The following is a 19,923-nucleotide window of genomic DNA, read 5'->3' as shown; positions in this document are numbered from 1 at the left end:
GCCGGATCATGCCTGTCCGGCGACGCGGCAAAACCTCGCGGTTCCGCTGCGTCATCGGAACTTGACAACTGGTGACCTCAGCTGAGTGGCACGCCGGCCTGGATCTCGGCGACCTCCGCGTCCTTGACCATCGTCGCGAGCCGGCCGAAGGCGCGGATCCGGACCGACCGGTCGAGCTCCCTGGGCAGCGCCGGCAGCATCGCCGCCGGCCACAGCCCGTGCCGGTGGAAGCAGTACGACGCGAGCGCGTCGGCGGCGCCACGCTCACCGAGGTACCCGAGCGTCTGGTACGTCGTGCGCCGCCCGGGCACGCGATCGACCGCCTGGTTGGCGAGGAACACGCCGAACCCGTGGAAGATCGCGTACAGGTCGGCCATCGCCTCGGCGTCGGCGCGCTGCCGGTCGATCAGGTGGTAACCCCAGAGGACCTCGTGGCCAAGCTCGTGAGCCGTGGCGGCGACCACCGCGGACGGGTCGGCGAGCAGGCCGGCCGAAAGCATGATCGCGGTGCCTTCGCCGTGGCTCGGACGCAGGTCCAGCCAGCAGGCTCGGGACGCGGCCGGCGCGGCCCAGACGGCCTCGGCGCGCGAGCACAGCTCGGCCCGGCGGTCCAGGTCGGTCTCCTCGACGATCGCCCTACAGCGCCTCAGCTCGGCCTGCAGCTCGCGCTCGGCCAGCGCGCTGATCTCCGGCTCGAACCCTGCGAGCATCAAGGCGTCGACCTGGGCCACGCTCATCGTCGCCCGGAGGCCGGACACCGCGACGACGTCGGGGTGCTCCTCCGCGTTCAGCCGGTAGACCGCCGCGCTCCGGGCGGCCGCGCGGACGTCGTCCATCCGGAAGCTGAACCGGATCCGGTCGTCGGGCACGTCCATCCACGCGCAGACCTTCAGCGCGAGCTCGCGCGCCGCCCGCTCGGTCCCGTCGTAGTCCGCGGCGACGAAATCACTGGGCAGCACCGCGGCGCGGCGCAACGGCTCGACCCCGAACCTGTCGGTCAGCCACTGCATCGACTGCTCGATCCACTGCTGCTGGCCACCGGGCAGCTCGACCTTCGGCCCGTACAGCCGATCGCGCAGCTGCCGCCGGTGCCGCCATACCCCGATCATGCTCATACCCCCAAAGACGCACTGACCCGGGTGTTCCGTTCCACCTCACCAGCCGAGAACGGTCAGCGGCGCACCGGGCAGCTCGTCGAGACGGGTCAGAAACCTTGCCCTCGGCACCGGATCGAGCGCCTGGTACCAGGACGGGACGAGGCCGCCGTCGCGTACCAGCAGGTGCTGGTGGAACCGCCAGGACGCCAGCGCATCGGTGGCCAGGTGTTCACCGAGGTACCCCGCACCGACGATGTCCGACTCGTCATCACCCACGGCCCTTTCGTCCAGTGAGGCGTTGACGTGGGCGATACCGAAGCCCTGGAAGATCGCGTACAGGTCCGTGATCAGCTCGCGCTCGGCGCCGTCCACCAGCGGTGACTTCCGCAGCGCCTCGTGCGCGAGCTCGTGGGACAGCACGGCGAGCAGTTCGGTGGGATCTACCAGGGCACGAGAGTTCAGCAGGACGGCCGTGTACCCGGGGAGCAGGTCGAAGCCTGGGCTGTGTTCGCTGAGATCCAGCCAGCGGCCGGCCGGCGCGTCGTCGTCGCGGGGATCGGCCGCCGGATCCAGCCGGTGCCGGCTCTGCCGCGCGAGCTCTGCCCGGCGCTCGGGGTCGGGCTCCGCGGCGATCCCACGGCAGTGCGTGAGCTCGGCCGTGACGTCGTAGAAGGCCAGCTGGCGCAGCTCTGGCAACAGCTGGCCGTCCTCCAGCCAGTCCCCCTCGGTCAGGAGCACCACATTGTCCGGGGTCAGGTCCTTGAGCAGCTGCGAATGGACCATCACCGCCTCGATGTCCTCCGGCGTGGCAACGTCCGCGAACACTCCGCGCTTGGCCACGAACTGGCCGAGCTGGACGGCCGCGAAGATGCGCGCGGCCGCAGCGACCTTCTCCAGCTGGAAGCTGAAGCGGATGCGCTCGGGCGAGATCCCCATCCGCTCGGAGACCTTCAGACAGACCTCGCGCGCCGCGTCCTCCGAGCCGTCGTACCCGCTCGGGACGAACTCGTCCGGTACGACCGCCGGCCGGCGCAACGGCTCGTCGCCGAACTCCTCCGTCAGTGCGCGCAGCGAATCCTCGATCCACTGCCGAGGCTGACCGGGCAGAGCTGCAGACGGTCCGCGGTAGCGGTCCTGGAACGCTTCAGTCATGCCGGGTCCGACGCCTTTGGTCGCTTGCGCGTTCCGGTTACTTCAGCAGGAGTTTGCCCAGCCGCCGGGAGGCGACGTACATGCCGAGGGTGCCCATGGCGGCCAGGTAAACGGCGTGGACGAGGAGGAACCAGCTGACGTTGCCGGTGGTGAAGGCGCGTTCGAGTACGACGCCCTGGTAGAGCGGGGTGATCTCGACCAGCCAGCGGATCGCGGACGGGTACGTCTCGACCGGGTAGAAGGTGGCCGAGAACAAGAACATCGGCATGATCGCGAGCTGCACGAACTCGAAGTCCTGCCAGCTGCGCATGAACGTCGTGAGCGCCATCCCCGCGCCCGCGAACGCGAGCCCGATCAGCACCGAGGCCGGCAGCGCGAGCAGCGCCCACCACGACGACACCAGGCCCATGATCAGCATCACGACGATGAACATCGCCGAGTAGATCGCGCCGCGCAGCAGCGCCCAGGTCACCTCGCCGGTGGCGACGTCCCAGGGCCGCAACGGGGTCGCGAGCATCGAGTCGTACAGCTTGGCGTACTTCATCCGGAAGAAGATGTTGTACGTCGAGTCGAAGATCGCGCCGTTCATCGCGGAGCTGGCGAGCATGGCCGGCGCGACGAAGGCGGCGTACGCGATCTTGGTCCCGTCGGCGAGCGTGAAGTCGCCGACCAGGTGGGCGACGCCGATCCCGATCGAGAGCAGGTAGAACACCGGCTCGAAGAAGCCGGACAGGAACACCACCCAGGACCGCCGGTAGAGCAGGAAGTTCCGCTCGACGATGTGCCGTCCCCCACCGAGCCGGACCGGAACCGGGACTACCCGGGCTGCAATGGTTGCCATCAGCCGATCAATCTCTTGGTGAAGCCGCGGACGGCGAGCCGGGTGCCGATCACGAACCAGGCGAGCAGGTAGAGGACGTTGACGAGCGCCAGCCACGGGTTGACCGTGCCGAGACTCAGGTTGCGGGCCAGGTCGACGGCGTGCCACAGCGGGCTGACGTACGCCAGCCACTCGATCCAGTCCGGCAGCTGCGAGACCGGGAAGAACGCACCGGAGAACAGGAAGGCCGGAACCACCCCGAACCGGAAGATCATCGCGAAGCCAGAGTCGTTGTCGAGGATCGTCGCGTACGCCGCGACCGGGCTGGCCACCGCCATCCCGACGAGCAGCGCGACCGGCAGCCCGAGCACCCCGAGCGGCGACCGCAGCCCGCCGAACAGCGTGATCACCACCAGGAACACCGCGCACGAGGTGAACACCCGGAAAGCGATGAACCCGAGCTGCCCGTACACCACGTCGGCCGGCCGCAGCGGCGTCGCGATCATCGAGTAGTAGAACTTCTGCCACTTCAAACCGCTCAGCACCGGGTACGTCGCCTCGCCGACCGCGATCTGCAGCGCGGTCGAGGCGAGCAGGCCGGGAGCGATGAACTGCAGGTAGCTGATGCCGCCGAGCGCACCGGTTCCGTTGCTGTCCACGAACGAGCCGAGCCCGATCCCCATCGCGGCCAGGTAGAGGAACGGCAGCACGAAGCTGCTGATCATCGTCCCCTTCCAGGTCCGCTTGTAGACGGTCAGCCAGTAGTCGAACATCCGCCGCCCGTTCTCAACGGCTACTGCGGCCATGTCAGTCCACCAACGTCCGGCCGGTCAGTCTCAGGAACACGTCCTCGAGGGTGGAGCGGCGGACCAGGACCGCGGCCGGCTGCAGGCCGCGCTCGTGGACCTGGGCAACGGCGCGCTCCCCGTCGTCGGTGTAGAGGAGCAGGCGGTCGGGCAGCACTTCGATGCGCTGCGCGAGGTCCTCGACCTTGCCGGCGAGCGCGTCGTGGTCGGAGAGCATCACGTCCGGGCCGAAGCGCAGCTCGGTCACCTCGCGGGTCGAGTAGTCGCGGATCAGCTCGGCCGGTGAGCCCTCGGCCGCGATCAGTCCGCCGTCCATCACCACGAGCCGGTCGCAGAGCTGCTCGGCCTCGTCCATGTAGTGCGTGGTGATGATCAGCGTGACACCAGCCTGTTTGAGCCGGAACAGCTTGTCCCACAGCAGGTGACGCGCCTGCGGGTCGAGGCCGGTGGTCGGCTCGTCGAGGAGCAGCAGGTCGGGCTTGCTGACCAGCGAACGGGCGATCGTCAGCCGCCGCTTCATGCCACCCGACAGCTCGTCGACCTTCACGGTCGCCTTCTCGGTCAGCGCCACGAACTCGAGCAGCTCGTCGGCGCGGCGGCGGCACTCGGCGCGGCTCAAACCGAAGTACCGTCCGTAGATGGTGAGGTTCTCCCGGACGGTGAGCTCGGTGTCGAGGGTGTCGTCCTGCGGGCACACGCCCAGCCGGGCCCGGATCGCCGGTCCGTCGGTGGCCGGGTCCTGGCCGAGGATCCGCAGCGTCCCGCCGCTGCTCGGCGAGACCGCGCCGATCATCCGCATGGTCGACGACTTGCCCGCGCCGTTGGGCCCGAGGAACCCGAAGGCCTCGCCCTTCCACACGTCCAGGTCGATCCCACGGACCGCCTCGAAGTCGCCGTACGACTTCCGCAGCCCGCGCGCATGAACCAGAGACTCCCGCTGCTCACTCACAGCTCTGACCCTAGATTGGCCACCCGACACTTTTCTTGTCGTTTTGGGCATACCTGAGCTGACGGACCGCGTACTAGGAAGATGGAGAGTGTTGTGGTTGAGCAGAGTGAGGTTGTGCGGCAGAACCGGGAGTACTGGGAGCGGCTGGCTCCGCATCGGCTTGGTGAGCCGGTGCGGTTCTTTCTCGAGGGCGGGAGCGCGCTGACGGACCCTGAGCTTGCGCTCCTCGGGGATGTACGCGGTCGGCGGGTGCTGCACCTGGCCTGCTCGGTGGGTGATGAGGCAGTGACGTTCGCACAGCGCGGTGCCACCGTGACCGCCGTCGACATCGCGCCGTCACACCTGGCCACCGCTCGGTCGAAAGCAGCAGCCGTCGGCGTGGACGTGGACTTCGTCGAGCAGGACATGATGACGCTGGACCCGAGCATCACCGGCTTCGACGTCATCTACATCTCCTGGGGCGGCCTGTGCTGGGTCCCCGACCTCACCAGCTGGACACACTCGATCGCCGACCGCCTCAACCCCGGCGGCACGCTACTGATCAGCGAGCACCATCCCCTCTGGGAGGTACTGACCGTCCGCGGCGACAACACCCTGTCGATCACCACCGACTACTTCGGAACCCCACGCGACGGCTACACCGACCCCCTGAAAGCCCCCCAGATCACCCAACACCTCGGCACCCCCGACCTCCCCCACCGCAGCTACGTCCACAACCTGGGCGCGATCGTCACAGCCACCCTCACCGCCGGCCTGACCCTCACCTCCCTCCAAGAACTCCCCCACCCAGAGTCCTACCCAGCCCTAGGCCCCCAATCCACCCAACTCCCAGCCACCTACCACCTAACAGCCACCCGCCCCACCTAGCACCGCATGGGAAGACGCCCCTCACCACGTACACCTCCAGCCACCAGCGGCACCCGCGACCACGCCGTAGTCACCCGCGAGCACCAGCTCGCGACTACGCGAGCGCAGCGAGCGAACCCCGGCGCCGAACGGACAACGCGGAGCAGCAACCCCCTCCGCGGGTCGCCAGCCCATGTGCGGGCCGGGTGCGGCCGGGGCGGGTGTGACGGCGCGGGTGCGGCGGCGCGGGTGCGGCGGCGCGCAGCACGGCGACGACGGAGCCGCGCGTAGCACCGCGTGAGAACGACACCACGCACCACGAGCACCTGAAGCCCCAGCAGCACGGCGCGACCACGCCGTAGTCGCCCGCGAGCGCAGCGAGCAAGCCGCGGGCGCCAGCCCGCAACACGCCAGCGCCAGCTGGCAGCACGCGAGCGGCAGCTCGCAGGTTGCCGGCACTCGCCGGAGGGTGGGCGGGAGCGGCGCGCAGCACGGCGACGAAGGAGCCGCGCGTAGCACCGCGGGGGTTAGCCGCGGCCGGCGTAGGGCATGGTGGCGGCCATGATTGTGAGGGTGGGGACGGCGACTGTGGTGGGGAGTTGGGCGATCTGGACGACGAAGGCTGCTACTACCTTGGGGTCGAAGGTGGGTTCGACGGCGATCGAGCCGTCGGGCTGGAGGACGCCCTGGCTCATCCGGGCGGTCATCGGGGTGGCGGCGTTGCCGATGTCGATCTGGCAGGCGGTGATGCCGTGGGCGCGGCCCTCCAGCTCGAGGCCCTTGGTCAGACCGGTCACGGCGTGCTTGCTGGCGGTGTAGGCGATCCCCTGCGGCCGCGGTACGTGCGCCGAGATCGAGCCGTTGTTGATGATCCGCCCGCCCTTCGGCTCCTGCCGCAGCATCAGCTCGAAGGCTGCCTGCGCACACAGGAACGACCCGGTGAGGTTGGTGTCCACCACCCGTCGCCAGTCCGCCTCGGTGACGTCCGGTACCGCGGCAGCCGGCGCACCGGTCCCCGCGTTGTTCACCAGTACGTCGATCCGCTCCAGCCCGCCGAAGAACTCGCGGACCGCCGTACCGTCAGCAACATCCAGGACGGCGTACGACAGGCCTCCGAGCGCAGCGGTCTCCTTCAGCGTGTCCTCGGTCCGACCGGTCACCCACACCTGGAAGCCGGCGGCGGACAGGGCCAATGCCATCTCTCGCCCTAGTCCAGAGCCGCCACCGGTCACCACAGCCACCTGCGTCATCCCGTCACCTCTCGCGTCGTCGGTCTGCCCTCCAGAATGGCAGCAACGCGGCAGCAACAGCGGTGAGTACCAAGAGCTCTACCCACACCCCCTTGCCCAGCGGAGGCACCAGCTCCTCGGTCAGATTGAACGCGGCGTGGATGAGGATCGCCGCGGGTACGCCGCCCCGCAGGCGCTCGGTCACGGTCAGCATGATGAAGGTCAGCGGGAAGAGCCCGAGGAAGAACGTCACACCCTGCGCGGTGAAGAACCCGTCGTCGTGCTGGCCGGTGCCGGGCAGGAAGTACAGCGGCACGTGCCACAGCCCCCACGCCGCACCGAGGATCGCCGTCGTCGCCAGCGGCCCGAAGCGCTCCCGCAGCCGAGGCTGCACGTACCCGCGCCAGCCGAACTCCTCAGCGACCGGCCCAGCCAAGAACGTGTACGCCGCCGCACCCAGCAAACCGCCCGCACCGGCGATCACCGAGGACGCATGTCCCGGTAGCTCCGGCAGATCCCCGGCCAACGCAGTCGCGGCCAGCGGAGCAAACGCCCCGACCACCACAGCCGTCACCGGCCACCGCAGCGACCATTGGACACCACGCCGCCGCTCGCGGTGCCACAGGAACATCAAAAGTGCGGCCAACGAAGGCCCAGCGGCCGCCAGCCCGAAGACCAGCTGCCCCGGTCCCCCGTCGAGCTCCACCCCCAGAACCCCGAGCGCCGCCCACGGCACCCAGGTCAGCACCACACAGATCACGCCGAACTCGATCAGTCGTCGTCTCGTCGTCGTCGCGCTACCCGTCACCAGGCCGCTGGTCATCGTCACGCTGCGCTCCCCAATCCCTGTCGTCGGGGTAACTCTTCGCCGCCGGAGGCGGGCGCAGCGAGGGTGCTGGACCGACCCACCCGGGTGGACGTAAGCCCACCTGTCGCAATCCGTAGCCGCTCCGCTACAGCAAGTAAATGAGTAGCGACTCACTCAAAGAATCTGGAAACTCATTTGCGTGTATCACGCAAGCATGTATATGCTTGCAACATGCAAGCAAACGACCCGTGGACGCCACAGACCCCGATCGAGGGTGTCATGCACGCGTTCTCCCGAGTCGGACGCCGACTGAAGGCCAAGCAGCCCGGCGACACGATCGACCACAGCGCGCACATCGCGTTGTTCGTGCTCCGGTGCAGCGGCGCCCTGCGGCTGTCCGAGCTGGCCGCCCGGATGGAGCTGGACGCCTCGACGACCAGCCGCCACATCCGTGCCCTGGAGCAGCTGGGCCTCGTCAAGCGCTCCCCCGACCCCGACGACGGTCGCGCCTTCCGGGTCGAGCTCACCGACGAGGGCATCCAGCAGTGGGAGGAAAGCGCCCGCCGCCGGATGGAGCTACTGAGCGCCGCGATGGAGGGCTGGTCCGAGCAGGACATGCGGACCTTCGAGCGGCTGATGACCCGGTTCGCCGACGGCGTCGCCGCGCACACCGACGCCCCCGCGAACAGCGCCTGGGCCGACAAGGGCTGGGCCGCGGTCGCGCCCCGGCTCAGCGCGGAGCGCCGTACCGAATTGAACACAGACTTCCCGGCCGATGGCGACACCGCCCGGGGGAACACCGAGAAGAACCTGGAGAGCACCACATGAGCACCACAGAGCCCGCCACCGCCGGCGGAGCTTCAGCTCCGTCCGACGGCGGTCCGAACTACCTTTCGCACAAGCAGATCCTGGTCGTCCTCGGCGGACTGATGGCCGGTATGTTCCTGGCCGCTCTCGACCAGAGCATCGTCGGTACGGCGCTGCCCCGGATCGTCAGCGACTTCAACAGCCTGGACAAGCTGTCCTGGGTCGTCACGGCCTACCTGCTGACCTCGACCGCCTCCACCCCGCTGTGGGGCAAGATCTCCGACCTCTACGGCCGCCGCCCGCTGTTCATCGCGGCGATCGTCACCTTCCTGGCCGGCTCCGTGCTGGCGGCGCTGTCGCAGAACATCGAGATGCTGATCGGCTTCCGGGCCGTCCAGGGTCTGGGCGCCGGCGGTCTGATGTCGCTGGCCTTCGCCACCATCGGCGACGTGATCCCGCCGCGCGAGCGCGGTAAGTACATGGGGTACTTCGGCGCCGTCTTCGGCCTCTCCTCGGTGGCCGGCCCGCTGCTCGGCGGCCTGCTCACCGACGGTCCGGGCTGGCGCTGGATCTTCTGGATCAACCTGCCGATCGGCCTCGTTGCCCTGGGCATCGTCGGCGCCGTGCTCCGGCTGCCGCACGTGAAGCGCTCGCACAAGATCGACTACCTCGGCGCGGCCGTCGTGACCGCCGCGGTCACCACGCTGCTGCTGGCCATCTCCTGGAGCGGCCCGACCAATGGCTGGGGCACCGGCACCACGATCGGTCTGCTCGTCGCCGCCGTCGTCCTCGCCGTCGCATTCGTCTTCATCGAGCTTCGGGTCGCCGAGCCGATCGTCCCGATGGACCTGTTCAAGGGCCGGATCTTCTCCGGGTACGCCGGGTTCGCGTTCCTGCTCGGTGTCGCGATGTTCGGCGCGCTGATCTTCCTGCCGCTCTACCTGCAGGCGGTCAAGGACCTGTCCCCGACCCGCTCGGGCCTGGCGCTGCTGCCGATGATCGTCGGCATCTTCTCCGCCTCGATCCCGAGTGGCCAGCTGATGAGCCGGACCGGCCGCTACAAGATCTACCCGATCATCTCCGCGATCCTGGTCAGCGGCGCGATGCTGCTGCTGTCCACGCTGAGCCTGACCACGCCCTACTGGCACCTGGCCATCTACATGTTCATCATGGGCTCGGGTCTCGGCCTCTCGATGCAGATCACCGTCACCGCCGCGCAGAACAGCGTTCCCCGGCAGCACATGGGGACCGCGACCTCGACGATGACGTTCTTCCGCTCGATGGGTGGCGCGATCGGTACGGCGGTCTTCGGTGCCGTCCTGACCAGCCGGCTCAAGGTGCACCTGGGCGACCTGGTGCCGCAGGCCGCGCAGGGCATGGTCGGCAAGCTGGCCGAGGCGGCCAACAGCGTGCAGGCACTGCACATGCTGAAGGAGCCGATGAAGGGCTGGGCGCTGCACGGCCTGGTCGACGCGATGGGCGACGTGTTCCTGGTCTCGCTGCCGTTCCTGGCGATCGCGCTGGTGCTGGCGATCATCACGCCGGAGCAGAAGCTGGCCGGGCGCAACGACGGCCCGAAGCCCGCGGGCGAGGAGTCGCTCGAGGCATCGGCCGCCGGCGCGATGCACTGATCGGTCCGGACCACGAACGGCCGTCCCGGGGATCTCCCGGGGCGGCCGTTCTGCTGCCTGAGACGGAACCGCCCGGCTGACCCCGCCGACCCTCTAGTTTTCGATGTGGGTAGGTCACGGACGGAGCGACTGGAGACATCCACCGGATGAAGACACTTGACCGGCCGCTGGACGACGACGAGCGGGCGATGGCGGACCTGGCCGAGGTCCGCGACTGGCGGCGGCTCGGTGGGCCGCACTCGGGGGCGACCGGCCCGGTCCCGGTGCGCCGGCTGATCAAGCGGGTCAAGTCGGCGACCAACTGGAAGCCGTGGCCGATCAACCGCAAGACCGTGATCGACGACCAGCTCGACGGCTGGGGCTTCCTGACCCGGCGGAACACCGAGATGGCGGTGTACGACGACCAGGTGCTGCCGCACAGCCCGTTCAGCGGCTGGGTCGCGTTCGCGATCGAGCCGTACGACGTCGACGAGGCCGCCGCCGGCCTGGACGAGCACTGGCCGGTGAAGTTCGACCTCGCCTGCCGGAACTGGGGACAGCCGGCGTACGTCGGACTCGACAGCAAACCGGGATTCGACGACGAGTGGGCCCCTGGCGCCGGTATCGACCGGCGGCACCTGGCGGTTTGGACACCGCCCGGTGCGGAGATTCATCTCTACAGCAACAAACCGCGCCGCCGCCCACTGTCGGTGTCGGTAGGCATCAACTACGTGGTCTACCTCAACGAGGAGGGGACATGACCGAAGCCGCCCCAGAAAACGTGTCGACCAGGCAGGCACGCCGCATCGCGGGCCGGGACGCCCAGCAGTTCCCGAACGGTCCGGATCAGGCTCCCGAGCGGCCACGGACCCTCAGCCCGGAGGCGGTGGCCTCGATCTCGGCCGGCGGACCCGCCGGACGAAGCGCCGGTACCGCGTTGGCGGACGACCCTGCCTTCCTGGCCGGCATGCCCGCGCCCGGAAAGGTCCGCAGTGTCGGCGACAACACCGGCGCCCGCGGCAGCACCACCGGCCCGGCCAACCGAGGTACGGACAAGCGGGGTCCCGGCAACACCGGTCCCAGCCACTCCGGCCGCTAGCGGGAACGTGTCGCCCGCGTTCTGCGTCTCAGCAGCCGCCACTGGACCAATTCGGAACTCGGAATAGTTATCCACAGGCAACAAAGAGCCCGTTGTTCTTGACCCTGACCGGCTCCTACGGTGGCCGACGACGGCTTGACGAAGCTACGGAAGGACAAGCCCGGAATGAAGACGCAGGACAGACCGCTCGACCAGGACGACCAGGCAATGGCCGACCTCGCCGAGATCACGGACTGGGCCAAGATCGCCGGCCCGGACAACGACGAGACCGGTGTCGAGGTGGTCCGGGCCGTCGTGCAGCGGGTCACCGCGGCGACCGACTGGAGGCCCTGGCCGCTGCAGGCCGGCGAGCAGATCCCCGATGTCTCCGCGTCGTGGGGTTTCACCACGCCGCGCGGGACGACGATGATCGTGTTCCCCGGGATGGCCTTCGCCGACACCCGCGAGAGCGGCTGGTCGGCGTACGAGATCCAGCCGGAGGACATTCCGGCCGCCGAGGCCGGGCTGGACGAGACCTGGCCGGCGAACCTCGAGCTCGCCAAGAAGCACTTCGGCGAGCCCAACTACGTGAGTGACGAGACCAACCCGAACTTCCTCGACGAATGGGGTCCGGGCGCGGGGGCGAATCGGCGCCACCTGGCCGTATGGGTCCGGCCGGGCGCGCAGTTCCAGCTGTACAGCGTCAAACCCACCGAGCACCCGCTGACCACCGCCGTAGGTGTGACCTACGCGGTCTACATCGACTAGGAGATCTCGGATGTCTCAACCCAGCGAAGGCCCCCTGTGGCAGCAGGGGAGCATCGTTCAACCGTGGGACTACCTGTCCAACTTGACTCCGCAGCAGCAGCAGCGGCTCGAGATGGTTCTCAACCTGGACGACGACCAGGTTCGCCGGCTGAACCGGGTGCTCAGTAGGGATCCGCTCAGGGAGCGCCTGCACCGGACCGCTGCCAACGCGGTCGCCGCGGTGAACAAGACGGTTTCCGACACCTACCACCGGCTCTCCGAAGCAGCAGTCGCGCTGCCGGGCCAGGCCCACCGGTACGCGCTCGCCGGCCGCGACGTCGCCGTCGACGCAGCGAAGGCCACGGGCAGAGCAGCCGCCGGCGCGACCGTGGCCACCGGCCGGGCAATCGGCGACGCGACTGTGGCGACCGGCCGGGCAGTCGGCGACGCGACTGTGGCGACCGGCCGGGCAGTCGGCGGCGCGACTGTGGCGACCGGCCGGGCAGTAGGCGGCGTAGCGGCAGCGACCGGCCGGGCAGTCGGCGGCGCCGCGGTCACCGCAGGCACGGCGGCGACCGGGGCGGTTGTTGCGACCGGCCGGGCAGTCGGCGGCGCGGCGGCAGCGACCGGCCGGGCAGTAGGCGGCGCTGCGGTTACCGCAGGCACAGCGGTGACCGGGGCGGTTGTCGCCACTGGCGGCGCTATCAGCGACGTGGCGGTAGCAGCGGGTACGGCCATGGCGGACACGGCCAAGGACGTGGCCGGCGCCGTCTCGCGCTGGTACGACCGGCAGAAGACGCGCGTCACGATCATGTCCGAGGGCGTCAAGGCGACCGCCGCTCAGCTGAAGTTCGACCCGAACCTCAAGGACGTGGCTTCGCGGGACGCCAAGGAGGCAGGCGAGCTCTACAGCGCCTACGCCACCGCACCGGACCTCCAGGGCAGGATCGCGATCCTGCAGGCTGAGACGGGCCGCCTGCAGCAGCGACTCGAGACCGACACCGCCCAGTCAGCGGCAATGGTCGGCATGCTGCCGGCCGGCCAGGCGGCGGAGACCAACGCAGGCCAGCTCGCCAACGAGTCGCAGGCGCCGAACCTCGGCGAGGCGCAGCGGACCGGCCCGACCGTTGAACCCGGCAAGAAAGACGGCAAGCAGCTCTGATCCGCAGTTCGTTCGACCGGCCGTTCTCCGCTTCGGAGGGCGGCCGGTCGGGCGTTAGACTGCGGGTGATGTCGAGGCTGCTGGGGTTCGGGAGTCAGCTGGTGGAGTTTCACGAGCGGCTTCGGGAGCAGCTCGACGTACTGCGGGACGCGGCCGAGCCGGGTGGGCGGGACCTCGTCGCGCACTGCTTGTCCTTCTGCGGAGCACTGACCCGTCACCACACCGGCGAGGACACCGGAGCGTTCCCGGTGCTCGCGGCGGAGTACCCAGAACTCCGACCCGTCCTGGACGAGCTGGCCCGCGATCACGTCCTGATCGCGGACGCCCTGCGCCGCCTGGAGAAGCTGGACGAGCTCGAGTCAGGGCAGCGGGCGCTGGAGCTCGACACCGTTGCCGCGCTGATCGAGACGCACTTCACCTACGAAGAGCGAAAGCTCACCGCCGCCCTCAACGCGCTCGAGGACGACGGGAGCGGACGGCTAGCTCTCCCCTTCCGATGACGCCGGCTCGGCAGTGCGGTTCCTGCGTCTGGGGAGGGGTGGCAACGGGCGTGGTGGTTCGGGGTCCACGTCGTTGCCTGCCAGGTGATTGACGATGGCGTTCAGGACGGCGGCGGTCGGGACGGCGACCAGGGCTCCGACGATGCCGGCGATGACGACGCCGGTGGCGATCGACAGGATGACGGCGAGCGGGTGGACGCTGACCGCGCGGCCGAGCAGGAACGGCTGCAGGACGTGCGCCTCCAGCTGCTGTACGCCGATCACGACCGCCAGCATCACGATCGCCACAATGGGGCCCTTGGCAACCAACGCGACGAGGACCGCGACGATACCGCTGACGAGTGCGCCGACCACCGGCACGAACGCGCCGACGAAGACCAGGATGCCGATCGCACTCACCAGCGGCAGCCCGAGGATCGCCGCGCCGAGGGAGATCCCGATCGCGTCGACGGCCGCGACGATGATCGTCGCGCGGACGAACGCGGTCAGCGAGACCCACGCCTTCCGGCCGGACGAGTCGGCCTTGTCGCGGGCGCGCCGCGGGAACAGCCGGACCAGCCAGGCCCAGATCTGCTCCCCCTGGTACAGGAAGAAGAACAGGCAGAACAGCGAGATGAACAGCCCGGCGATGACGTGCGTGGCCGTCGTACCCACCGCGGCCGCCTGGTGACCGAGTCCGCCACCGGACGCGAGCTGCTCGCGCACCGCCTTGATGGCGTTGGTGACGTCCTGATCGGTGAGCCCGAAGTTGATCCGGCCCAGCTCGCGCAGCCTCTGCACGCCCTCGCCGACCTGAGTGGAAAGGCTGTCGAACTGACCCGCGATCTGCGTGCCGACCAGGGTGAGCAGACCGGCGACCACGACGATCGTTGCGATCACCGTGATACCGGCCGCCGGGCCACGGGGAAGGCGCAGCCGTTGCAGGCCGTTGGTAATCGGGACGAGCAGTGCGGTGAGCAGTACGCCGACAGTGATCGGGACGAACACCTCGGAGAGGTACCGGATCCCGTAGCCGACCACGGCCACAGCGGCAACGACCACGAGGAACCGCCACGCCCAGGTGCTGGCGATGTACATCCCCCGCGTCACCCCGGCCTCGTCCACCGGAGCGTACGGCTCGGGGGTCTCCGCCGGTACCCCCTCCAGAACCTGGTTGTCCGCGACCGGACTCTCTTCGTCGCGCTCTGCTTCGTCCCGCCCCGTGTTGCTCATCCCACCTCCGCAGCTCGGTCTGCTGCAGAGACTAGTGCCCGAGAATGCCGGTTCTATGAATGTGGGCGGCAAGCCCTTCCGCGGCCTTCGGTTCGTCCTCTGCCAGCAAGCCGACGGCGGCCAGCACGTAGTCCTTGTCCACGCACACCTCCGCGCGCTGCGGGACCAGCCAGCCCTCCTCCTGGGCGTTCGTCCCGATCGCACCGAGGATGCGGGCGGCAACCTCGGGCGGGTTGTGCCGCAGTACTCCCCCGGACCCGACCAGCAAGTCGACCTCCCGCAAGTCCTTCCCGGACCGCTCGATCACTCGCCCGCCTGGCCCGAACACGATCCGCTGCCGGCCCGCATGCCGCCGCAGCGCGACCGTAGCCGCCACGCCGGCCAGCAGCTCGTCGTACGTCGCCTCCTGGTCGGTCGAAGGCAGGTACGCCGGGTCCGCGTGCCGCCGCTCGGCCGCTGCCCGCAGGCCGCTGTCCGAGACCAGCCCAGCCTCTACACCGGCCGCCACGACCGGTACGGCGCTCCAGCGCATGCCCAGGTCGCCTTCGACGGTCCGGGTCACCGGGTGGGTCGCGACGACCTCGCGGCCGAGGTTGGCGTCCTCCGGGTCGAGCTCGATCACCGAGTGGACGTCCGTGGTCGCCCCGCCGATGTCCACGACGGCCACATCCCCGTGCAGGCCGGCCAGCACCTCGACACCACGCAGTACGACGTCCGGCGTCGCGGCGCGGACCAGCTGCTGGAAGGACGGGTCGCGGGAGAGATTCTTGCCGCCGATGACGTGCTCCAGGAACATCTCGCGGATCGCCGCGCGCGCACTGTCGGGGGCGAAGACACCGATCTCCGGTACGACGTTGTCCGCCAGCACGTGCGGTACACCGGCGTCCGCGAGCAGGCCGCCGACCTCGTCCCGCGCGTCGATGTTGCCCGCGACAACGACCGGTTTCCGCCACTTGTACTTCGCCAGCGTGGTCGCGGCCCGCACGAGTACCGCCGAGTTGCCGCCGTCCGTCCCGCCCAGCAAGAGCACGACGTCGGGTCGTTCCTTCCGCAGCTCCTTCTGCGAGCCGGCACTCAACCCGCCGCTCACCACAGCCACGACCCGCCCGCCACTGGAGAGCGCAACCCGCTTCCCGGCCTCAGCAGTCACCAACTCTTCGTTGCCCACCACACCGATCCGCAGCCCACCACCGGCGCTGGAGCAGGCCAGCACCTCAGCCTTGTCGACTGCCTGGTCGGCTTCGCGCAGGACCGCGCGGCAGGCCTGCCAGCCGTCCATGACGTCCGTGTCGATCGTCGTCCGATACTCGGCCCGGGCAACCAGGTCACCCGAGCCGAGATCAACCGCTACCGCCTTGGTGAAGGTCGACCCGAAGTCGACAGCTACAACCAGGCTCACGCCATGGCACGATCGAGGTCGAGGAGGAGGTCGTCGACCGTCTCGATGCCGACGCTCAGGCGGATGAGGTCGGCGGGGACCTCCAGCGGGGTGCCGGCGACCGAGGCGTGGGTCATCTTGCCCGGGTGCTCGATCAGCGACTCGACGCCGCCGAGCGACTCGCCCAGCGTGAAGACCTCCGCCTTGTTGCAGATGTCCAGCGCGTGCTCGAGGCCGCCGGCGACGCGGAAGCTGACGATGCCGCCGTACCGCTTCATCTGCTTCGCGGCCGTCTCGTGCCCGGGGTGCCCGTCGACGCCCGGGTACAGAACCTGGCTGACCGACTTGTGCCGCTGCAGGAACTCGACGACCTTCTCCGCGTTGTCGCTGTGCCGGTCCATCCGCACGCCGAGCGTCTTGATGCCGCGCAGTACCAGCCAGGAGTCGAACGGCCCGGCGACCGCACCGATCGCGTTCTGGTGGAAGGCGATCTTCTCTGCCAACTCGGCGTCGCGCACGACCAGCGCACCGCCGACGACGTCCGAGTGACCGCCCATGTACTTCGTCGTCGAGTGCACGACCACGTCCGCGCCGAGCTCGAGCGGCTGCTGCAGGTACGGCGAGGCGAACGTGTTGTCCACCACCAGCAGTGCGCCCGCGTCGTGCGCGACCTGCGCGACGATCGCGATGTCCGCGACGTTCAGCAGCGGGTTGGTCGGCGTCTCCAGCCAGACGACCTTCGTCTTGCCCGGCCGGATCGCCGCCCGGATCGCCTCCGGGTGGGTGACCGCGGCCGGCGTCATCTCCACGCCCCAGTTGCCCAGGACGCGGGCGAACAGCCGGAACGTGCCGCCGTACGCGTCGTCCGGGAACACCACGTGGTCACCCGGGACGCAGAGCGAGCGGATCAGGGTGTCCTCGGCGGCCAGCCCGCTGGCGAACGCGAACCCGCGGTTGCCCGCCTCGATCGCGGCCAGGCACTCCTCCAGTGCGGTGCGGGTCGGGTTCGCCGACCGGCTGTACTCGTACCCGTTGCGCAGCCCGCCGACGCCGTCCTGCTTGTAGGTGCTGGTCGCGTAGATCGGCGGGACCACCGAACCGGTGGTCGGGTCGGGCTCGTTCCCGGCGTGGATGGCGAGCGTCTCGAAACCGTAGTGGTGTTCCTTGTTCACCGGACCAGCGTACGGCCTGGTCTGATCGGCTCCGCGCACCCGTCCACGCGCGCGGAGCGGGTTGCCGCCGTCCGGAGGGATCCAGGTTGTCCACAGCTGCGTCGAACCGGCTGGCGGATGACCCACTCCGCCGCCTACGGTTGCGCACAGTGGTTGCCGCGGGACACCGAGCAGGAAGGACGACGGGCCGGCATGAAGACGCAGGACAGGCCGCTCGACCAGGACGACCTGGCGATGGCGGACCTCGCCGAGGTTCCGGACTGGACCGTGATCGCGGGTCCGGACAACGACGAGTCCGGTCCGGCGGTCGTGCGCGCGCTCGTGCACCGGGTGATGCGGCATACGCCCTGGCAGCCGTGGCCGCTCGAGCCCGGCGAGGTGATCGACCCCGAGATGGTCTCCTGGGGCTTCGTCACCCGGCGCGGGACCACGATGATCGTGTTCGACGGCCTCGCGTTCCCGGACTGCCCCGACAGCGGCTGGTCGGCGTACGAGATCGGCCCCGACGACATCGCCGAGGCCGAGGCCGGGCTGGACCAGCACTGGCCGGACCACCTCGCGCTCGCGACCCGGCACTGGGGCCGGCCGGACTACCTCGGCGACGAGAACAGCCCGACCTTCGTGGACGAGTGGGAGCCGGGCGCCGGCACCGGACGGCGACACCTGGCCGTCTGGCTGCGCCCGGGCGCCCAGATCCACCTCTACAGCACCAAGCCGACCAAGGACCCGCTCACGACCGCCGTCGGCGTCAGTTACGCCGTGTACATCGACTAGGAGTCCAGATGAGCGCGCAACCTCCCGAGTCCGCCTCGTCGAACCGGTGGCGGCAGTCGGCGGAGACCCACAACCCGCAGCAGGCCGGCACCAACAAGACCAAGGCCGCCCTGGCCGCGGCCGCCAAGAACGCGAAGAACTTCGACCGGAACGTGCTCGAGGCAGTGGGCCGGGCGAAGCTCAGCAAGCGCGACCTGGCCCGCCTGGCCCACCACCAGCTCGCCGCAACGGCAGATCCGCGCCGGGAACAGACAGCCGACCGGTCCGCCTACGCGCTGAACCAGCTCGCGCAGCAGGCCATGGAGAACCAGCCCATGCGGAGAGGGCTGTTCGTCGGTATGCGGAACGCCGTCTCCGAGATGCGGGCGGTCCGGCGCGGCCGGAAGCGGCTCAAGGGCGGGCTGTCGATCGCGGCCCACAACGCCAGGAGGCAGGACGCGAACGTTCGCCGCGCCTACGGCGAGTCCGCGTTTACTCCGACCGACGTCGCGAACATGGTGAACAACCAGATCTTCGACACCTTCCAGCCCGACGCACTCGGCGGGTCGTACTACTCCCCCGCGACCGGTCAGCAACAGGGCTACATAGGCCAGCAGGAAGGCCCGATCGACCGGCAGCAGCACGCCCACGCCCAGCAGCAAGCCGCACCGGCGCAAGGTTCCCAGGGACAGCAGCAGGGGTTCGGCGGCGCGCTCAAGGAAGAACTGCGCCGGGCGGCTCCGGCCATCTTCGAGCTGATCCAGATGGCGAACCAGCTGCTCGTCCAGCAACAGCAGCTGATGGCCGAGCTACAGAACCAGCTCGCACAGGCCACCGGCGTGCAGGTCACGGGTCAGCAGGTCACCGGGCCGCAGGTCACCGGCGCGGAGCCTGAGGCCTATTCCGAGGCCTTCGCCAACATGGACGAAGCCTTCAATGCCTACCAGCAGCAGGGAGCGGGGCAGGACCGGGAGGTCGTCAACGAGGCCTATGCCGCGGGTTACGCCCATGCAGTTCGCGACGGCGTCGACCTGGACCAGCGCACAGAGGCGCTCCAGGCCCTGCAACAGCAGCTTGCAACGCAACTGGCGGAGCTCCAGGACCGGGAGGCGCGGCTGGGAGAGCAGGGACCTGCTGTCGATGCTCGTACGGGCGAGCAGCCGGCGGTTCAGCAGGACGCCGCGCAGCAGGCGGAGACTCGCGGCGGGCCTGAACCGGTAGCCGCGGAGAACGCCACCGAGACCTGGAACGCCGTGGGCAACGACGCCGAGCGCCCACCGGAGGTCCTCACGCCGCAGCCCGAGCAGGCCGCGGAGACCAACGCCCAGGCGCAAGCCGCGCCGGCCGCAGCGGCCCAGGCTCAGCCGGCCGAAGCGGCACAGGCCCAGCCAGGCGAAGCGGCACAGGTACAGCCGGCGGTGACGAACGAGCCGGCCTCGCCGACAGTCGATACGGACAACGCCGCAGCAAATGCGCAGGCACCGTCGCAGCAGGCACCGGCGCGGGAGCCAGTGCGACAGCCGGTGTTCCAGTCGGCGGGCGACGTAAAGCGGAACGCGCAGGGTGAGGCCATTCCCACCAAGGACCAGCAGCGGACCGCCAAGGAAGACTCTGTCAGCGCCATGGACAAGGCCACCGCCGGCCAGCCTCCGCTGAAGACCGTCGACCCCAAGCTGGCGACGCAGGCCGCTTCAGCATCTGCAGCCGGCACCCAGCGCGGTCCGCAGACGGCCGCCGCCAAGACCAACAACCAGCCCAACCGCGAAAGTTAGCGACACCGGCAACCAACCCCGACGA

General features: G+C 69.5%; 20 protein-coding genes. 10 read left to right on the top strand and 10 right to left on the bottom strand.

The window, feature by feature from the left end; translation table 11 throughout:
* Positions 1–77: 77 nt before the first annotated feature.
* The 5 genes from AB0E69_RS21810 to AB0E69_RS21790 are packed head-to-tail and all read right to left on the bottom strand — an operon-like array spanning position 78 to position 4,824.
* On the bottom strand, positions 78–1,109 hold the full coding sequence (locus tag AB0E69_RS21810; protein ID WP_360148709.1) for a hypothetical protein: 1,032 nt from the start codon (positions 1,107–1,109) through the stop codon (positions 78–80).
* Between the two features lie 45 nt (positions 1,110–1,154).
* A complete protein-coding gene (locus AB0E69_RS21805; protein WP_360148706.1) occupies positions 1,155–2,249 on the bottom strand; it encodes a hypothetical protein in 1,095 nt (364 codons plus the stop codon).
* 37 nt (positions 2,250–2,286) lie between these two features.
* The gene (locus tag AB0E69_RS21800) at positions 2,287–3,090 is read right to left on the bottom strand and encodes an ABC transporter permease (protein WP_360148703.1); all 804 of its coding nucleotides are present in this window, start codon (positions 3,088–3,090) and stop codon (positions 2,287–2,289) included.
* Positions 3,090–3,875, bottom strand: coding sequence for an ABC transporter permease (locus AB0E69_RS21795; RefSeq protein WP_360148700.1), 786 nt, complete (start codon positions 3,873–3,875; stop codon positions 3,090–3,092). Before AB0E69_RS21795 ends, AB0E69_RS21800 begins: the two co-directional genes overlap by 1 nt.
* 1 nt (position 3,876) lies before the next feature.
* Entirely contained in the window at positions 3,877–4,824 is a 948-nt protein-coding gene (locus tag AB0E69_RS21790; RefSeq protein ID WP_360148697.1) for an ATP-binding cassette domain-containing protein, read from the bottom strand.
* Positions 4,825–4,917: 93 nt separating this feature from the next.
* Between AB0E69_RS21790 and AB0E69_RS21785 the strand changes: the two genes are divergently transcribed.
* Positions 4,918–5,691 (top strand): class I SAM-dependent methyltransferase, encoded by a 774-nt coding sequence (locus tag AB0E69_RS21785; RefSeq protein WP_360148694.1) that lies wholly within the window; start codon positions 4,918–4,920, stop codon positions 5,689–5,691.
* Positions 5,692–6,197: 506 nt separating this feature from the next.
* Here the strand turns inward: AB0E69_RS21785 and AB0E69_RS21780 are convergent.
* Positions 6,198–6,920 (bottom strand): SDR family oxidoreductase, encoded by a 723-nt coding sequence (locus AB0E69_RS21780; RefSeq protein WP_360148691.1) that lies wholly within the window; start codon positions 6,918–6,920, stop codon positions 6,198–6,200.
* A 4-nt stretch (positions 6,921–6,924) separates the two neighbouring features.
* The gene (locus tag AB0E69_RS21775) at positions 6,925–7,722 is read right to left on the bottom strand and encodes a type II CAAX endopeptidase family protein (RefSeq protein WP_360150077.1); all 798 of its coding nucleotides are present in this window, start codon (positions 7,720–7,722) and stop codon (positions 6,925–6,927) included.
* A gap of 216 nt (positions 7,723–7,938) precedes the next feature.
* Here AB0E69_RS21775 and AB0E69_RS21770 point away from each other — a divergent pair, with 216 nt between their 5' ends.
* The 7 genes from AB0E69_RS21770 (at position 7,939) to AB0E69_RS21740 (ending at position 13,611) form a co-directional block, all read left to right on the top strand.
* Entirely contained in the window at positions 7,939–8,535 is a 597-nt protein-coding gene (locus tag AB0E69_RS21770) for a MarR family transcriptional regulator (protein WP_360148688.1), read from the top strand.
* Positions 8,532–10,145, top strand: coding sequence for an MDR family MFS transporter (locus AB0E69_RS21765; protein WP_360148685.1), 1,614 nt, complete (start codon positions 8,532–8,534; stop codon positions 10,143–10,145). The genes AB0E69_RS21770 and AB0E69_RS21765 overlap by 4 nt, the downstream gene beginning before the upstream one ends.
* A 146-nt stretch (positions 10,146–10,291) precedes the next feature.
* On the top strand, positions 10,292–10,885 hold the full coding sequence (locus AB0E69_RS21760) for a hypothetical protein (protein ID WP_360148682.1): 594 nt from the start codon (positions 10,292–10,294) through the stop codon (positions 10,883–10,885).
* On the top strand, positions 10,882–11,223 hold the full coding sequence (locus AB0E69_RS21755) for a hypothetical protein (RefSeq protein WP_360148680.1): 342 nt from the start codon (positions 10,882–10,884) through the stop codon (positions 11,221–11,223). The genes AB0E69_RS21760 and AB0E69_RS21755 overlap by 4 nt, the downstream gene beginning before the upstream one ends.
* 165 nt (positions 11,224–11,388) lie before the next feature.
* Complete coding sequence (locus AB0E69_RS21750; RefSeq protein WP_360148678.1) at positions 11,389–11,970, top strand: hypothetical protein; 582 nt, start codon at positions 11,389–11,391, stop codon at positions 11,968–11,970.
* Between the two features lie 10 nt (positions 11,971–11,980).
* Positions 11,981–13,111: a hypothetical protein gene (locus AB0E69_RS21745; RefSeq protein WP_360148675.1), complete on the top strand. Its 1,131-nt coding sequence runs from the start codon at positions 11,981–11,983 to the stop codon at positions 13,109–13,111.
* Positions 13,112–13,179: 68 nt separating this feature from the next.
* On the top strand, positions 13,180–13,611 hold the full coding sequence (locus AB0E69_RS21740; RefSeq protein WP_360148672.1) for a hemerythrin domain-containing protein: 432 nt from the start codon (positions 13,180–13,182) through the stop codon (positions 13,609–13,611).
* Here AB0E69_RS21740 and AB0E69_RS21735 read toward each other — a convergent pair.
* The 3 genes from AB0E69_RS21735 to AB0E69_RS21725 are packed head-to-tail and all read right to left on the bottom strand — an operon-like array spanning position 13,591 to position 17,373.
* On the bottom strand, positions 13,591–14,823 hold the full coding sequence (locus AB0E69_RS21735; RefSeq protein WP_360148669.1) for an AI-2E family transporter: 1,233 nt from the start codon (positions 14,821–14,823) through the stop codon (positions 13,591–13,593). The two genes, AB0E69_RS21740 and AB0E69_RS21735, sit on opposite strands and share 21 nt — an antisense overlap.
* A 31-nt stretch (positions 14,824–14,854) precedes the next feature.
* Positions 14,855–16,222: a glutamate mutase L gene (locus AB0E69_RS21730; RefSeq protein WP_360148666.1), complete on the bottom strand. Its 1,368-nt coding sequence runs from the start codon at positions 16,220–16,222 to the stop codon at positions 14,855–14,857.
* A complete protein-coding gene (locus tag AB0E69_RS21725) occupies positions 16,219–17,373 on the bottom strand; it encodes a cystathionine gamma-synthase (protein WP_360148663.1) in 1,155 nt (384 codons plus the stop codon). The genes AB0E69_RS21730 and AB0E69_RS21725 overlap by 4 nt, the downstream gene beginning before the upstream one ends.
* Before the next feature lie 192 nt (positions 17,374–17,565).
* Here AB0E69_RS21725 and AB0E69_RS21720 point away from each other — a divergent pair, with 192 nt between their 5' ends.
* On the top strand, positions 17,566–18,147 hold the full coding sequence (locus tag AB0E69_RS21720; RefSeq protein ID WP_360148660.1) for a hypothetical protein: 582 nt from the start codon (positions 17,566–17,568) through the stop codon (positions 18,145–18,147).
* Between the two features lie 8 nt (positions 18,148–18,155).
* Positions 18,156–19,898 carry a hypothetical protein gene (locus AB0E69_RS21715; protein ID WP_360148657.1) on the top strand — a complete coding sequence of 581 codons (1,743 nt, stop codon included), beginning with the start codon at positions 18,156–18,158 and terminating at the stop codon, positions 19,896–19,898.
* Positions 19,899–19,923 lie beyond the last annotated feature (25 nt).

The organism is Kribbella sp. NPDC026611 (assembly GCF_040638345.1).
Lineage (GTDB): Bacteria > Actinomycetota > Actinomycetes > Propionibacteriales > Kribbellaceae > Kribbella.
The sequence above is the reverse complement of the archived record's forward strand: the minus strand, read 5'-3'. Positions and strand labels throughout refer to the sequence as shown.

What these genes read in the sequence shown, in the direction of transcription:
- AB0E69_RS21805 (WP_360148706.1), bottom strand. Translation starts at nt 2,249, where the DNA reads ATGACTGAAGCGTTCCAGGACCGCTACCGCGGACCGTCTGCAGCTCTG.
- AB0E69_RS21720 (WP_360148660.1), top strand. Translation starts at nt 17,566, where the DNA reads ATGAAGACGCAGGACAGGCCGCTCGACCAGGACGACCTGGCGATGGCG.
- AB0E69_RS21740 (WP_360148672.1), top strand. Translation starts at nt 13,180, where the DNA reads ATGTCGAGGCTGCTGGGGTTCGGGAGTCAGCTGGTGGAGTTTCACGAG.
- AB0E69_RS21735 (WP_360148669.1), bottom strand. Translation starts at nt 14,823, where the DNA reads ATGAGCAACACGGGGCGGGACGAAGCAGAGCGCGACGAAGAGAGTCCG.
- AB0E69_RS21715 (WP_360148657.1), top strand. Translation starts at nt 18,156, where the DNA reads ATGAGCGCGCAACCTCCCGAGTCCGCCTCGTCGAACCGGTGGCGGCAG.
- AB0E69_RS21755 (WP_360148680.1), top strand. Translation starts at nt 10,882, where the DNA reads ATGACCGAAGCCGCCCCAGAAAACGTGTCGACCAGGCAGGCACGCCGC.
- AB0E69_RS21800 (WP_360148703.1), bottom strand. Translation starts at nt 3,090, where the DNA reads ATGGCAACCATTGCAGCCCGGGTAGTCCCGGTTCCGGTCCGGCTCGGT.
- AB0E69_RS21810 (WP_360148709.1), bottom strand. Translation starts at nt 1,109, where the DNA reads ATGATCGGGGTATGGCGGCACCGGCGGCAGCTGCGCGATCGGCTGTAC.
- AB0E69_RS21780 (WP_360148691.1), bottom strand. Translation starts at nt 6,920, where the DNA reads ATGACGCAGGTGGCTGTGGTGACCGGTGGCGGCTCTGGACTAGGGCGA.
- AB0E69_RS21760 (WP_360148682.1), top strand. Translation starts at nt 10,292, where the DNA reads ATGAAGACACTTGACCGGCCGCTGGACGACGACGAGCGGGCGATGGCG.
- AB0E69_RS21765 (WP_360148685.1), top strand. Translation starts at nt 8,532, where the DNA reads ATGAGCACCACAGAGCCCGCCACCGCCGGCGGAGCTTCAGCTCCGTCC.
- AB0E69_RS21750 (WP_360148678.1), top strand. Translation starts at nt 11,389, where the DNA reads ATGAAGACGCAGGACAGACCGCTCGACCAGGACGACCAGGCAATGGCC.
- AB0E69_RS21745 (WP_360148675.1), top strand. Translation starts at nt 11,981, where the DNA reads ATGTCTCAACCCAGCGAAGGCCCCCTGTGGCAGCAGGGGAGCATCGTT.
- AB0E69_RS21770 (WP_360148688.1), top strand. Translation starts at nt 7,939, where the DNA reads ATGCAAGCAAACGACCCGTGGACGCCACAGACCCCGATCGAGGGTGTC.
- AB0E69_RS21775 (WP_360150077.1), bottom strand. Translation starts at nt 7,722, where the DNA reads ATGACCAGCGGCCTGGTGACGGGTAGCGCGACGACGACGAGACGACGA.
- AB0E69_RS21795 (WP_360148700.1), bottom strand. Translation starts at nt 3,875, where the DNA reads ATGGCCGCAGTAGCCGTTGAGAACGGGCGGCGGATGTTCGACTACTGG.